Source organism: Arthrobacter sp. 001422645, assembly GCF_059816125.1.
In genome coordinates this window covers 294,263-306,767 of record NZ_JCBANT010000001.1, presented here as the reverse complement: position 1 = coordinate 306,767, position 12,505 = coordinate 294,263, and the positions used below count along the sequence as shown (strand labels likewise).

Annotated in this window: 10 protein-coding genes; 6 read left to right on the top strand and 4 right to left on the bottom strand. The window is 68.9% G+C overall.

Going from position 1 to position 12,505, the window contains the following annotated elements; all coding sequences use genetic code 11:
• Positions 1 to 100 precede the first annotated feature (100 nt).
• The 3 genes from AC6EUH_RS01350 to mshA form a co-directional block, all read right to left on the bottom strand.
• Entirely contained in the window at positions 101 to 1,060 is a 960-nt protein-coding gene (locus tag AC6EUH_RS01350; RefSeq protein WP_499737596.1) for a DUF559 domain-containing protein, read from the bottom strand.
• Between the two features lie 222 nt (positions 1,061 to 1,282).
• Positions 1,283 to 3,022 carry a formate--tetrahydrofolate ligase gene (locus AC6EUH_RS01345; RefSeq protein ID WP_499737595.1) on the bottom strand — a complete coding sequence of 580 codons (1,740 nt, stop codon included), beginning with the start codon at positions 3,020 to 3,022 and terminating at the stop codon, positions 1,283 to 1,285.
• A gap of 58 nt (positions 3,023 to 3,080) precedes the next feature.
• Positions 3,081 to 4,367: a D-inositol-3-phosphate glycosyltransferase gene (gene mshA / locus AC6EUH_RS01340; protein ID WP_056425371.1), complete on the bottom strand. Its 1,287-nt coding sequence runs from the start codon at positions 4,365 to 4,367 to the stop codon at positions 3,081 to 3,083.
• A 158-nt stretch (positions 4,368 to 4,525) separates the two neighbouring features.
• On the opposite strand from mshA, the gene AC6EUH_RS01335 reads away from it, so the two are divergent.
• Both AC6EUH_RS01335 and AC6EUH_RS01330 read left to right on the top strand, forming a co-directional pair.
• Positions 4,526 to 5,062 (top strand): GNAT family N-acetyltransferase, encoded by a 537-nt coding sequence (locus AC6EUH_RS01335; RefSeq protein ID WP_499737594.1) that lies wholly within the window; start codon positions 4,526 to 4,528, stop codon positions 5,060 to 5,062.
• 182 nt (positions 5,063 to 5,244) lie between these two features.
• On the top strand, positions 5,245 to 6,960 hold the full coding sequence (locus tag AC6EUH_RS01330; RefSeq protein ID WP_499737593.1) for a glycoside hydrolase family 5 protein: 1,716 nt from the start codon (positions 5,245 to 5,247) through the stop codon (positions 6,958 to 6,960).
• A gap of 14 nt (positions 6,961 to 6,974) precedes the next feature.
• On the opposite strand, the gene AC6EUH_RS01325 is transcribed toward AC6EUH_RS01330, so the two are convergent.
• Positions 6,975 to 8,405: a family 4 glycosyl hydrolase gene (locus AC6EUH_RS01325; protein ID WP_499737592.1), complete on the bottom strand. Its 1,431-nt coding sequence runs from the start codon at positions 8,403 to 8,405 to the stop codon at positions 6,975 to 6,977.
• Between the two features lie 81 nt (positions 8,406 to 8,486).
• On the opposite strand from AC6EUH_RS01325, the gene AC6EUH_RS01320 reads away from it, so the two are divergent.
• The 4 genes from AC6EUH_RS01320 to tsaB all read left to right on the top strand — a co-directional run bounded on the left by AC6EUH_RS01320 (position 8,487) and on the right by tsaB (position 12,493).
• Positions 8,487 to 9,578, top strand: coding sequence for a carbohydrate kinase family protein (locus AC6EUH_RS01320; protein WP_499737591.1), 1,092 nt, complete (start codon positions 8,487 to 8,489; stop codon positions 9,576 to 9,578).
• 349 nt (positions 9,579 to 9,927) lie between these two features.
• Positions 9,928 to 11,148 carry an alanine racemase gene (gene alr / locus AC6EUH_RS01315; protein WP_499737590.1) on the top strand — a complete coding sequence of 407 codons (1,221 nt, stop codon included), beginning with the start codon at positions 9,928 to 9,930 and terminating at the stop codon, positions 11,146 to 11,148.
• Entirely contained in the window at positions 11,145 to 11,822 is a 678-nt protein-coding gene (gene tsaE, locus AC6EUH_RS01310) for a tRNA (adenosine(37)-N6)-threonylcarbamoyltransferase complex ATPase subunit type 1 TsaE (RefSeq protein ID WP_499737589.1), read from the top strand. Before alr ends, tsaE begins: the two co-directional genes overlap by 4 nt.
• On the top strand, positions 11,822 to 12,493 hold the full coding sequence (tsaB, locus tag AC6EUH_RS01305; protein ID WP_056425391.1) for a tRNA (adenosine(37)-N6)-threonylcarbamoyltransferase complex dimerization subunit type 1 TsaB: 672 nt from the start codon (positions 11,822 to 11,824) through the stop codon (positions 12,491 to 12,493). The genes tsaE and tsaB overlap by 1 nt, the downstream gene beginning before the upstream one ends.
• Positions 12,494 to 12,505 lie beyond the last annotated feature (12 nt).

Below are 12,505 nucleotides of genomic sequence, written 5' to 3'. Positions count from 1 at the left end.
CGTCGTGCGTCCGGAGCGTGTCAGGTTGGCGCTCCCTCACGTCTGGTCGCTACTAGCCCGATCCTCCCTCACGTCGTGCAGGTATCGCAGGATCGCTCCCTCAGACGGGGCTGGAAAAGCCTGCAGCAGACGACGGGCTGAGGTACGCGGTGCGGAGGATTCGTTTAATCTTGGCGGTGGCGCCCTCGAAGCCGTCGGCCAGGTCGTCTTTTGTCAGGACGAGTACGTTCCATCCCGCGGATTCGAAGGCCTTGTCACGTCGGCGGTCGCTGAAGATCTGGGCTGGCAGCAGGTGGTGGCCGCCGTCGTACTGGACGGCCAGCCGACGGCGGCGATACCCAAGATCCGCAGTCGGGGACCCCGGGCTATCCGGGCGGAGCGGGAGCTGCAGCTCCGGCTCCGGGAGACCGGCGTCGCACATCGCCAGGCGTAGCAGTGTTTCCGGAGCCGAGTCGGATCCCACTCGCGTCAAGTCCAGGGCCGCCCGGGCGCGGACGATTCCCTGTAGATTCGGGTGGCGGCTCACCATCGACCGCAGCCCATCGATGGTCGCGAAGGGCTCGTTCCGTCCCTCCAACCCGAACCGCGGAACCCGAACGAGCTCGTCGCCCATGCAGACCAATTCGGACAGGCTCAATCGCCGGGCGAGGTCGAGCCACGTGCGGGGACGCGTGCTGATCCGGATGCCGTCCGCTGTTTCAACCTCGTCGTCCAGCGCCAGAACCGTGTGTCCGACGATCCCCTTGCGCCGGACTTCGGGCAGCGCCCGCGGCTTGCTCAGGTGCAGCTCCTCAGAGTCCGAGAGCCACGGAGGCAAGAGCTGGCATCGAAGTCTGGCGGCCGTGACGTGCGAGATCCAGGCCCCCGGGGAGGCGGCGGACAGCGCGCGAGCCGCATCCTCCAACTCGAAGTTCCATTCAGCGGGCCTGTAGAGACCCCGGCTGACATGACTGATGTCGGACTGCTTGAGCCTGGATCTTGGTACTCCCAACGACCGGGCATCGGCGATGGTGAAGGGTGCTGCGCCGAGTGGACCGGGAAGCTCCATTCGCTTTCTCATGCTGGCATTGTGAACCCATTTTGGTAACCGCGCAGGAGTTATCCACAGGTGTCCGGGATCAGCCAGTAGCGGCCAGTGCGGGCTCCGACGGTTGCGCCCTGACCAGTGCAGGACGTGAGGGGGGATCAGGTGCGCGGACGCCGGACGTGGGGGAGCGTCGACTGACGTGGCGCCGGATGTGAGGGAGCGTCGGCTGACGTGGCGCCGGATGTGAGGGAGGGTCTAGAAGAGGCCGACGGGGCTGCCTTCGGCGTCGACGTCCATGCGCATCGCGGCCGGGACCTTCGGGAGCCCCGGCATGGTCATGACCGCGCCGGTGAGAGCCACGATGAAGCCGGCGCCGGTCTTGGGAATGAGGTCGCGGACGTGCACGGTGAAACCCTTCGGGGCGCCGAGCTTGCTGGCGTCGTCGCTGAAGGAGTACTGGGTTTTCGCCATGCAGACCGGGAAGCCGGACCAGCCGTTCTTCTCGATCTCCGCGAGCCGTTTGAGCGCCGGGACGGAGAAATCAACGCCGTCGGCGCCGTAGATCTCCTGCACAATCGTCCGGATCTTGTCCTCCACCGACATCTCCAGCGGGTACAGGTGGCGGAAGGTGTGCGGCGCATCAATGGCCGCGGCGACCTTGGCCGCGAGTTCGTCGCCGCCGTCCCCGCCGCCGCCCCGGCCCCAGACGTCGGCCACGGCGGCCTGGACGCCCTCGGCAACGCACCACTCCAGCAGCCAGTCGAGCTCCGCCTGGGTGTCTGTGGCGAACTTGTTGATTGCCACCACCGGCGTGATGCCGAACTTCTCCACGTTGCGCACATGGCGCTGAAGATTCACGACGCCGGCAGCCAGCGCGTCCAGGTTGGGTTCCTTGAGCTGGTCCTTGGGGATACCGCCGTGCATCTTCAGGGCCCGGATGGTCGCCACGACGACGACGGCGGACGGAGCCACGTCGGCGACGCGGGACTTGATGTCCATGTACTTTTCCGCACCCAGGTCGGCGCCGAAACCGGCCTCCGTGACGACGATGTCCGCCAGGCTGCGGGCGGTCTGGGTGGCGATCAGGGAATTGCAGCCGTGGGCGATGTTGGCGAACGGTCCGCCGTGGACCAAAGCAGGGGTCCCGGCTATGGTCTGCACGAGGTTCGGTTTGATGGCGTCCTTGAGCAGCATGGTCAGGGCGCCCTGGACCCCCAGCTGGGCGACCGTGACAGGCTGCCGGTCGTAGGTGTAGCCGAACGTGATCCGGCCCAGCCGGTCCCGGAGATCGGCGAGGTCCGTGGCGAGGCAGAAAACCGCCATGATCTCCGAGGCCACAGTGATGTCGAAGCCGTCCTGCCGCGGGATGCCCTGGGTCGGCCCGCCCAGGCCGATCACCACCTCGCGCAGGGCCCGGTCGTTCATGTCCAGGACCCGTTTGAAGGTCATCCGCCGCGGGTCGATGTTCAGCTCGTTGCCCTGGTAGATGTGGTTGTCCACGAGGGCCATCAGGGCGTTGTTCGCCGACGTGACGGCGTGGAAATCCCCGGTGAAGTGCAGGTTGATCTCGTCCATCGGCAGCACCTGGGAGTAGCCGCCGCCCGTGGCGCCGCCCTTCATGCCCAGGATCGGGCCCAGCGAGGGTTCACGCAGCGCGATCATGACCTTGTGCCCGGCGCGGGCCAGGGAGTCAGCCAGCCCCACTGTCGTGGTGGACTTGCCTTCGCCGGCGGGCGTGGGCGACATCGCGGAGACCAGCACCACCTTGCCGGGGGCACGCGGCGGGCCGCCCGCCGTCGAACCTGTCAGCTTTGCCGGATCGATTTTCGCCTTGTACCGGCCGTGGAGGTCCAGGGCCTCGGCATTGATCCCGGCTGCGGCGGCGATGTCCTCGATCGGCCGCATGGTGGCCCGCTGCGCGATCTCCAGGTCGCTCAGCGGAGCTGTCCCCGGGCCGGGCGTGGCGGGGGTTCCGGAAATCGTGGGTTCAGACATCGTTGTCCTTTGGCTCGTGGCGTCGGTGGGTGTTCCGGCCGGTGGGTGCAGCCGGTGGTTACCGGCCTGTGGTTCCGGGCGAGGGCGTGTGGCCCACCGGAATGGTCAGGTTTCCAAAATACTGGCTCAACGCGGTGTGGTAGCTCTCCAGTGTGATGGCGGCGGTGCGTTGCCAGCCGAACTCCTGCGCGTGCAGGGAGGCGGCGCGGCCCATGTCCTCGCGGGTCGCCGGGTCGTCGTACAGGGCCTCGAGGGCGTCGGCCCAGTCGGCGGCCTTGTGGCCCTCCACGAGCAGGCCGGTCCGGCCGTCGTAGATGGCACGGGACAGCCCGCCCACCTTGGTGGCCACCACCGGCGTTCCGCAGGCCTGGGCTTCCAGCGCCACGAGGCCGAAGGATTCGCTGAAGGACGGCATCACCACGACGTCGGCCGAACGGTACCAGCCGGCAAGTTCCGGTGCGCTGACCGGCGGATGGTGCGTGACGACGTCGTCCAGTCCGGCGGCACTGATCAGCGACTTCAGGTCGAAGTCCTTGGATCCGCTGATCGCGCCGACGATGGTCAGCTGCAGGTCGATGTCCGGGCGCCGGGCCCGCAGCAGGGCGGCGGCCTTGACCAGGATCTGCGGTCCCTTCAAGCGCTGGATCCGGCCGGCGAACAGCAGATGGAAGCGGCCCGGCGGGACGCCGTGGGCAGCCCGGGCCCGGCTGCGGAACGCCGGCGTGAAGATATCCAGGTCCACGCCGGGCGGGGCCACGTCAATTTTGTCGTTGTCCGCGTTGTAGTGCGAGACCAGTTCCGCCGCCTCGGTGCCCGTGTTGGCGATCAACCGGGTGGCGCCGTCGACAATCCGGTGTTCGCCGTCCTCGCGCCGCCGCGGTTCCGGTTGCTCCCCGGAGACGAGCAGCAGGTTCTTCACCTTGGCCATGGTGTGCATCGTGTGGACGAGCGGCAGGCCCCACAATTCGGCGAGCTCAAGCCCCGCCACGCCGGAAACCCAGTAGTGCGAATGGATCACGTCGTAGCGGCCGTGCGGCTGAAGCTGCCGGATCCGGTCGATTTCGGCCACCATGCTGTGCAGCAGTTCCGGCAGTTCCTCCTTCGGCAGCTTCCGGGGCGGTCCGGCCAGGACGTTATGCACGCAGACTCCGGGGGAGGGATGTTCGACGGCGGCCTGCGAAGCGGACGTGGATCGGGTGAAGATCTCCACTTCGACGCCGGTCTCGGCGAGGGCCGCGGCCAGGGCGCGGATGTAGACGTTCATGCCGCCGGCATCCCCGGACCCCGGCTGTTCCATGGGCGAGGTGTGCAGGGAGAGGAAGGCGACGCGGCGGATCAGCGACATTCTTCTTCCCCTTTCTGGAACGGGCCCTGCCGGGCACGTCCGGACGTCCACTGCCGGAACTGCATTTCGATAAAACATTACTCCTGAAGTTCCCGCGGGTTCACCGGCCGGCGGGCGGCGCCGGTCACAGGGCCGGACGTGCTGCTAACGTGGCGGCTGTGAGCACCAGCAACGAGACAGAGTCCACGGCCCCGGGCTGGGTCATCCGGCCGGCCGCCGGCACGGATTGGCCGGCGATCTGGGAGATCCTGGAGCCCGTCGTCCGGGCGGGGGAGACCTTCACCTGGGACCGGGACACCACAGAGGAGCAGGCCCGCGAACGGTGGTTCAAGCAGCCCCCGGGCCAGACGTTCGTGGCGGCGGGACAGGGGGAACTCGACGGAGTCATCCTGGGCACCGGCGAGCTGCACGCCAATCAGGGCGGCGGCGGAAGCCACGTTGCCAATGCCGGGTACATGGTCCACCCGGCGCACGGGGGCAAGGGTGTGGCCCGCGCGCTCTGCGCCTATTCACTGGAAACTGCCCGGGCGGCCGGATTCCGCGCGATGCAGTTCAACGCCGTGGTGGAGAGCAACGTCCGGGCAGTCGCGGCCTGGCAATCCCTGGGCTTCGAGGTGCTCGCCACGATCCCTGAGGCGTTCCGGCACCCGCGCCTGGGCTACGTGGGCCTGCACCTGATGTACCGCAGGTTGTAGAGGCGCCCGCCGGTCGAGCAGGATGAAGAACCTGTCACGTGACCCAAGACATTTTCTTCCGGGGCGAATAGGCTGAGCCTCTGAGGGCCGAGCGAGGGGAGACTTGGATGCCCGGGAGCAGCCATCCGCCCGTGCAGCACCAAAAACTGCGCCGACCATGGCAGGCTGCAATCCGGCGCCGGGTGCCCGGGTGGGTCGTGGCCGTGCTGCTGCTGGCGGTTCCGTTGCTGGTCATTGGCGGGTGCACCCTGACCAGGGGCAGCGGCAACTCTTCCTCAGCGGAGGATCCGGCTCCGGAGTTCGTCACCGCTGCCGGTCGCGGCCTCGTCCTCAAGGGCGAGCCCACGAGGCTGAAAGCGGTGAACTTCTCTAACTTCTACCACCGGGATCAGGACGGGGCTGAGCTCCTTAAATCCCAGCACCATTCGGAAACCGACTTCCAGCGCGCGAAGGATATCGGGTTCAACAGCATTCGGTTTGCCTTTGACGGGAACTGGTACGTCGACTCCCCGGAGGTCTTCTTCGAGTGGATGGACCAAAACGTGGCGTGGGCCCGGCAGCACGACATGCGCCTGATCCTGGATTTACATACCCCGATCGGCGGATTCTGGCTGGACCCCACCAGCGACGAGGTCAGTTTCGACATCTGGTCCGATCCCCGGCTGCAGCAGCAGAACGCAGACCTGTGGCGCGTGATCGCCGCCCGGTACAAAGATGAACCGGCCATCGCGGCCTACGACCTGCTCAACGAGCCGGTGACCACCGATGCCACGGGGGAACAATGGAAAGCGCTGTCGCGGCAGCTGGTGGCCGCGGTGCGGTCGGAGGACCGCAACCACCTCCTGGTAGTGGGCGGGATCTACGGGGTCAACGGCCGCTACGGAACGGCCGGAATCGATCAGCACTTTCTTGTTGACGACACCAACGTGGTCTACGACTTCCATTTTTACGAGCCGATCAAGTACACCCACCAATACGCGTCCTGGATTGAAGGCCCCGTCCAGGACGGTGGCCGCTATCCCGATCCGAACGTGATCCTTTCGACCGGCGAGCGGGTCCTGCTGCCGCAAAGCCGCATCGCAACTACCCTCCTGCCGGCCGGCACGTCAGGCTGGGCAGCGTACGACAGCGGCATCGTGGCGATCGAGGACAGCAACGCGGTAGCGGCGGTGCCCCTGCTCACCGCCCAGGGCGGGATGCGCGGAACGGCCGGGTTCGATGCGATCACGGTGACCGAGTACGGCCCGGACGGGACCGAAATCCGGCAAATCATCAACGACCAGCTGGACAGCGACGCGACCCTGGACTGGCATCAATGGCAGTCCGGCGGGGACGCCGCGGCACCGCCGGAGTTCGCGCGGGAGACTGGCGGGTATCAGGACAACGGCAGTCTCTCCATTAGCAATTCCGCCGACGCCGAGGCGATCGCGGGGTGGAGCAACGACGCACACCTGTTCAAGGTGGTGCCCGGCAACAAATACCGGATCCAGGGCCACATGCGGGGTGAGAACATTGCCTCCTCAACCGGCGCGGCCCCGCGGATCGGTCTCCAGCTCGACGTTTACGCCACGTCGCCCGGAGCAGCCGGGAACGGTTTCCTCGAACGCGGCAAAGACTATCTGGCCCACCAGCTGGCGGAACGTCTGCAGTTCGGCATCGACAACAACGTGCCGATGTCGGTCATGGAGTTTGGCGTGGTCCGGCAAACATTTGAGATGGAGGGCAAAGGCGGAGACCAGTGGGTCACCGACATGCTGGAACTCCTGGACGAGCACGGACTCAGCTTCGCCTACTGGGAATACCACGGCACCCAGATGGGGCTTTACCTCAGCGGCACAGGCTTGCCGGGCGAACCCCATACAGCGCTCCAGGACACCCTCACCCGCGGCCTGCGCTGAGCCGCCCGGGACGGCTAGGTGCCGTCTCCGTTGCTGTCGCTGTCGTTGCGCCAGAGTTGCAGGAGTTCAGGGAAAGCGGCCTCGTAGCCGGCGAGGAGTTCCGCCGCGAGCACGTCCGAATCGACGAGGGGATGACGGGCGAAGGCGGCGAGGGCAGCCCCGCGCCGCCGGGTCCCGTCCGCAGGCCCGGTGGTGGCCTGGACGACCAGGCGTTCAACATCCTTGACCCGCTGCATCAGGGCCAACTGCGCGGAGGCAGGGCGTTCCTGCGGAAGCGGCACCACGCCGTCGGGCGTCACCCGGCAGGGGACCTCGACGACGGCGTCCGCCGGCAGTCCCGGAATGGCCGGGGCGCCGGCGGCTGTGTTAGCGCCGTCGGCGGTGTTGGGGGTGTTCAGAATCAGCTCCGCCGGACCGCCGCCGGAGAGGGCGCGCATGACCGCGAGGGCGACGCGCTCGTAGCCGCCCCCGGCCAGGTCCGCCTCATCCCGGCGCTCGCCGGCGGGGCGTGCCTCCGCGAGGTAGCCCTCCTCACGCGAGCGGCGTGCCGCGTCCCACAGCGGATAGGCCTGCTGCCCCGCCGCGGCGAGCAGCGGATAGAGCTCGGTCTGCTGCCGGTCGATGGATTCACCGCGGGTGGTGGGGGAGGACCGGATGCCGGCCAGGGCGTGCTCGGTCTCGTAGTAGTAATAGAGGTATTCGTTGGGCAGGCACCCCAGGCCCGCCACGAAGGGCTGCGGATACAGCCGGCCCTCCTCGAAACCGGCCAATGCGTCCGCGTCGGCCAGCAGCCCGGGGAGCATGTCCCGGCCGCCGGACTCCAGGCGGTACAGCCAGCCGAGATGGTTCAGCCCGTAGTAGCCCACGCCGTCGAGCCGGCCCTCGGGCAGCACGACGCCGGCAGCGTGCGCCGCCCGGTACACCAGCCCGCCGGCCGAATCGCAAATGCCCACCACCTTGCGGCCGAGCACCGGGACCAGGGCTTCGGTGACCATCCCGGCCGGGTTCGTGAAATTCAGCAGCCACGCGTCCGGGCAGTGCCGCCGCATCTGGGCGGCCAGGTCCAGCATGCGGGGAATGGATCGCAGCGCGTAGGAGATGCCGCCGGCCCCCGTGGTTTCCTGGCCCAGGAGCCCCAGGTCCAGGGCCACCCGCTCATCTGCGGTGCGGCCCGCCGTCCCGCCGGGGCGGATCGCGGCAAATACTACGTCCGTCCCGGTCAGCGCCTCGGCCAAGGACGTGGTGGCCCGGACCGCGGGAGAGGCGGCGCCGGGCGGCTGCAGCGCCGCGAACGAGCCGAGGACGGCCTCGATGGCGGCGAGGCGGCCGGGATCGACGTCGTACAGCACCAGCTCCCGGACAAGGCCGGCGTAGGGACCTGCACAGAGCGCCCGGTAGACCAGCGGTACCCGGAATCCGCCGCCTCCGGCAATCATCAGCCGCATGCCGACAGTCTATTCACAGTGCTCCGTCATGGCCCGTTGAACTCCTTTCCTGCGGTACCGGGACGGCGTAGTGTGCCATACATGGACGCGATACCGACGCGGCGTTTTGACCCGCTTTCCTCCGTCCGGACCCCGGCGGCCGGGGGCTTCGATTTGTTGCTGACCGGCACCGTTTTCCAGGACATCATCTTCACCGGCCTGCCGCACGCCCCGGTCGCCGGCACCGAGATCTGGAGCGACGGGATGGGCAGCTGCCCGGGAGGGGTGGCCAACCAGGCCATCGCCGCGGCGCGGCTCGGGCTGCGCACGGGGCTGGCGGCTGCGTTCGGCGATGACGGCTACGGGGACTACAACTGGAAGATTCTGTCCGCGCAGGAACACGTGGACCTGTCCCTGTCCCGGCGGGTGCCGGGCTGGCACTCACCGGTCACCGTGTCCCTCAGCGTGGAGCACGACCGGTCCATGGTGACGCACGGCCACCCGGCCCCGGTGAGCTCCAGTCAACTGATCGGCTGCCCTCCTCCGGCGCTCGCCGCCGTCGCCGAGCTCGGCGAGCAACTGGAACCGTGGGCGCTCGACGCGCATAAGGCCGGGGTGCGGCTCTTCGGCGACGTCGGGTGGGATCCCACCGGTGTCTGGTCCTCCACCCGGCTGGACAACCTGCAGTACTTCCACGCCTTTATGCCGAACCAGCACGAAGCCATGGCCTTCACCGGGAACGACAACCCGTGGGCTGCCCTCTACGCCCTGGCGGACAGGGTGCCGGTCGCGGTCGTGACCCTCGGGTCCCAGGGCGCCATGGCCGTGGACTCTGAATCGGGCGAAGAGGAATGGGTGCCGTCGCTGCCGGTGTCCGCCTTCGACCCGACCGGGGCGGGGGACTGCTTCGGTGCCGCCTTCATCGTGGGCTGCCTGGCGGGCTGGCCGCTGGGCGACCGGCTGCGGTTCGCCAATCTCTGCGCGGCGCTGGCTGTGCAGGAAGTCGGCGGCTCGCTGGCCGCACCCGGCTGGGGGGACATCGCGGACTGGTGGCAGCGGGCCAACGCCCGCAAGGAACGCCAAAGCAGCCAGTGGCTCCGGCGCTACAGTTTCCTGGAGGACATCATCCGTGATGTGCCGCAGGAGGCGCAGCGGCGGGCGACTGCGACCATCGCGCACCTGTCGGATGCGTAGGTAGGCGGGGCTCTCACGCTGGACATGCCCTCCGTGCGGCCCGGGGAATGGGCATAGCGCCGTTGTGCCCGGTCGTTGGCGCGAACACTGAGCATGTCCCCCGGTGGAGCGGGCGGGGGCTGGCGGGGACGTGGGTCTTGCCCCGGACCAGGTTGAAGCTGGACATGCCCTCCGTGCGGGCCGGGAAATGGGCATAGTGCCCTTGTGCCCAGTCGCGGGCGCGAACACTGAGCATGTCCCCCGTGGAGGGGGCGCGAACACTGAGCATGTCCCCCCTCGGGAGCGGGCGGGGATGCTCCCGCGGCGGCCCGAATTAAGCCGCATGCGCCGCCACCCCTAGAATCGTTAAGTGACTTACCCAGCAGCAACAGGTGACTTCAGGCCCGTCCCGGACGCGCCGTCAGCGTACGCCGAGGAACGCTCGGCCGTTATCGACCTCGAAGCCATCCGGCACAATGTCCGACGGCTGGCGGCCGTGGCATCACCTGCCCAGGTGATGGCGGTGGTCAAGGCCGACGCGTACGGCCACGGCGCCGTTCCCGTGGCGCGCGCGGCACTCAGCGCCGGCGCCAACTGGCTGGGCACCGCCCACATTTCCGAGGCCTTGGCCCTGCGCGCCGCCGGCATTGAGGCGCCCCTCCTGGCCTGGCTGCACACGCCTGAGAGCAACTTCGCCGCCGCCGTGGCTGCCGGGATCGACATCGGCTGCTCGGGCTGGGAACTGGAACGCATCGTAGCGGCCGCCCGTGAGCAGGAACGCCCGGCCCGCGTGCACCTCAAAGTGGACACCGGATTGGGCCGCAACGGCGCCACCCTGGATGCCTGGGACGGCCTGGTCGGCGAAGCCATGGAATACCAGGACCAGGGCCTGCTGCGGGTGGTCGGCGTCTTCTCCCACCTGGCCGTCGCCGACGAACCCGAGCGCCCGGAAACCGACGAACAGCTGGAAGCCTTCCGCGAAGCCCTCGCCATCGCCCAGGACGCCGGCGTGGATCCCGAGGTGCGGCACCTCGCCAACACGCCGGCCACCCTGTCCCGGCCCGACACGCACTTCGACCTGGTCCGCGTGGGACTGGGCCTCTACGGCCTGTCACCGTTCGAGGGGCAGGGCTCGGAAGAGCTGGGCCTGCGGCCCGCCATGACCGTCCGCACTGTCGTTTCGCACTGCAAGGATGTCCCTGCCGGCCAGGGCGTCTCCTACGGGCTGAACTACCGCACCGGCAGCACCAGCACGCTGGGGCTGATCCCGCTGGGCTACGCCGACGGCGTCCCGCGGATCGCCACCGGTGGGCCGGTCCGGGTGGCGGGCGTGAACTACCCCGTCGTCGGACGCATCGCCATGGACCAGATGGTGATCGACCTCGGCCCGCTCAACGTTTCAGCCGGCGGCCCCAGCGTCCTCGGCGCCGAAGCCGTTCTGTTTGGCAACGGCGGCGACGGCGGGCCCACTGCAGAGGACTGGGCCCGGGCCGCCGGCACCAACAACTATGAGATCGTGACGCGGATCAGCCCCCGGGTGCCGCGCCGGTACATCAACGAAGAGCCCGCCAGTGACGAGTCACGGCCATGAGCCGGGCGGCCTGGGAACGGACCCTGGATGTCCGGACCGCGGACGAGACCCACGCCCGCGCCGCCGGGCTCGGCGCCCAGCTGCAGGCCGGCGACCTGCTGGTCCTCACCGGTGAGCTGGGAGCGGGGAAGACCACCTTCACCCAGGGCCTGGGGGAGGGCCTGGGGGTCCGCGCCGGGATCATTTCGCCCACGTTCGTGCTGGTCCGCATCCACCCGAACCTGCCCGACGGTCCCCGGCCGGGCGGCCCGGACCTGGTGCATGTGGACGCGTACCGGCTGGGTTCGGCCTCGGAAATCGACGACATCGACCTGGAAAACACCATGGACAGCGCCGTGACAGTGGTGGAGTGGGGCCGCGGACGGGTGGAGCATTTGAGCGAGAGCCGGCTGGAGGTGGACCTGCTCCGCAGCCTGGGTGGCAGCACCCGCGCTCCGGAAGCCGCCGCTCCCGAAGCGGCCCGCCCGGAAAACAGCCAGGACACGTCAGCGGCACCGTTTCCCGCGGTGCTGGACTTCGACACCGACGACGACGACGAGCCCCGCAGGATCGTGATCCGCGGCTTCGGTCCCCGCTGGGTGGACCCGCCCGTCCTCTCTTCGCCCGCGTCGTTCGCCGCGCCCGCTGGGTCCGCTGAAACCGCGACACCGCCCCACTCCCTGGAAGGGAACTGATGCTGATCCTTGCCATCGACACCTCGGCCGTGGCCAGCGCCGCACTCGTCTCCGATGACACCCTGGAATCCCTTGTGGGCAGCTTTTCCACCGAGGACACCCGGAGCCACGCGGAGGTCCTGGCGCCGGGAATCGAGGCGCTCCTCGCGGAGGCCGGCCTGACCGGAGCCGACGTCGACGCGGTGGTCACCGGGGTGGGGCCCGGCCCGTTCACCGGGCTGCGCTCGGGCATCGTCACCGCGCGCACCCTCTCCTTCGTCTGGGGCAAACCGCTCTACGGCCTCATGAGCTTGGACGCCATCGCCCTGGAGGTGGCGGAGTCCACCGACGCGGCGCCGGAGTTCATCGTCGCCACGGACGCGCGGCGCAAAGAGGTCTACTGGGCCCGGTATGCCCTCAGCGACGGCCAGCTGCCGCGGCTGCTGGACGGCCCGCACGTCGGCTTCGCCGCGGACCTTCCCGAGCTTCCGGTCTACGGCGCCGGCGCCGGTCTCTATTCCGACGTCGTCAAAGCCGTCCCGGGTTTCAGTTCCCGCCAGCCGGAAGCCCTCTCGCTGGGCCAGTTCGCTCTCGCGCGGCTCGCGGCGGGGGAGCGGCTGCTCGACTCCACGCCGCTGTACCTGCGCGAGTCCGACGCCCAGGTGCCTGGCCCGCGGAAGAGGGCGCTGTGAACGCCGGGTCCG

Coding starts and splice junctions, on each gene's coding strand:
- AC6EUH_RS01350 (WP_499737596.1), bottom strand. CDS start 1,060: ATGAGAAAGCGAATGGAGCTTCCCGGTCCACTCGGCGCAGCACCCTTC.
- AC6EUH_RS01345 (WP_499737595.1), bottom strand. CDS start 3,022: ATGTCTGAACCCACGATTTCCGGAACCCCCGCCACGCCCGGCCCGGGG.
- mshA (WP_056425371.1), bottom strand. CDS start 4,367: ATGTCGCTGATCCGCCGCGTCGCCTTCCTCTCCCTGCACACCTCGCCC.
- AC6EUH_RS01325 (WP_499737592.1), bottom strand. CDS start 8,405: ATGCGGCTGATGATTGCCGGAGGCGGCGGATTCCGGGTACCGCTGGTC.
- AC6EUH_RS01320 (WP_499737591.1), top strand. CDS start 8,487: ATGGACGCGATACCGACGCGGCGTTTTGACCCGCTTTCCTCCGTCCGG.
- tsaE (WP_499737589.1), top strand. CDS start 11,145: ATGAGCCGGGCGGCCTGGGAACGGACCCTGGATGTCCGGACCGCGGAC.
- tsaB (WP_056425391.1), top strand. CDS start 11,822: ATGCTGATCCTTGCCATCGACACCTCGGCCGTGGCCAGCGCCGCACTC.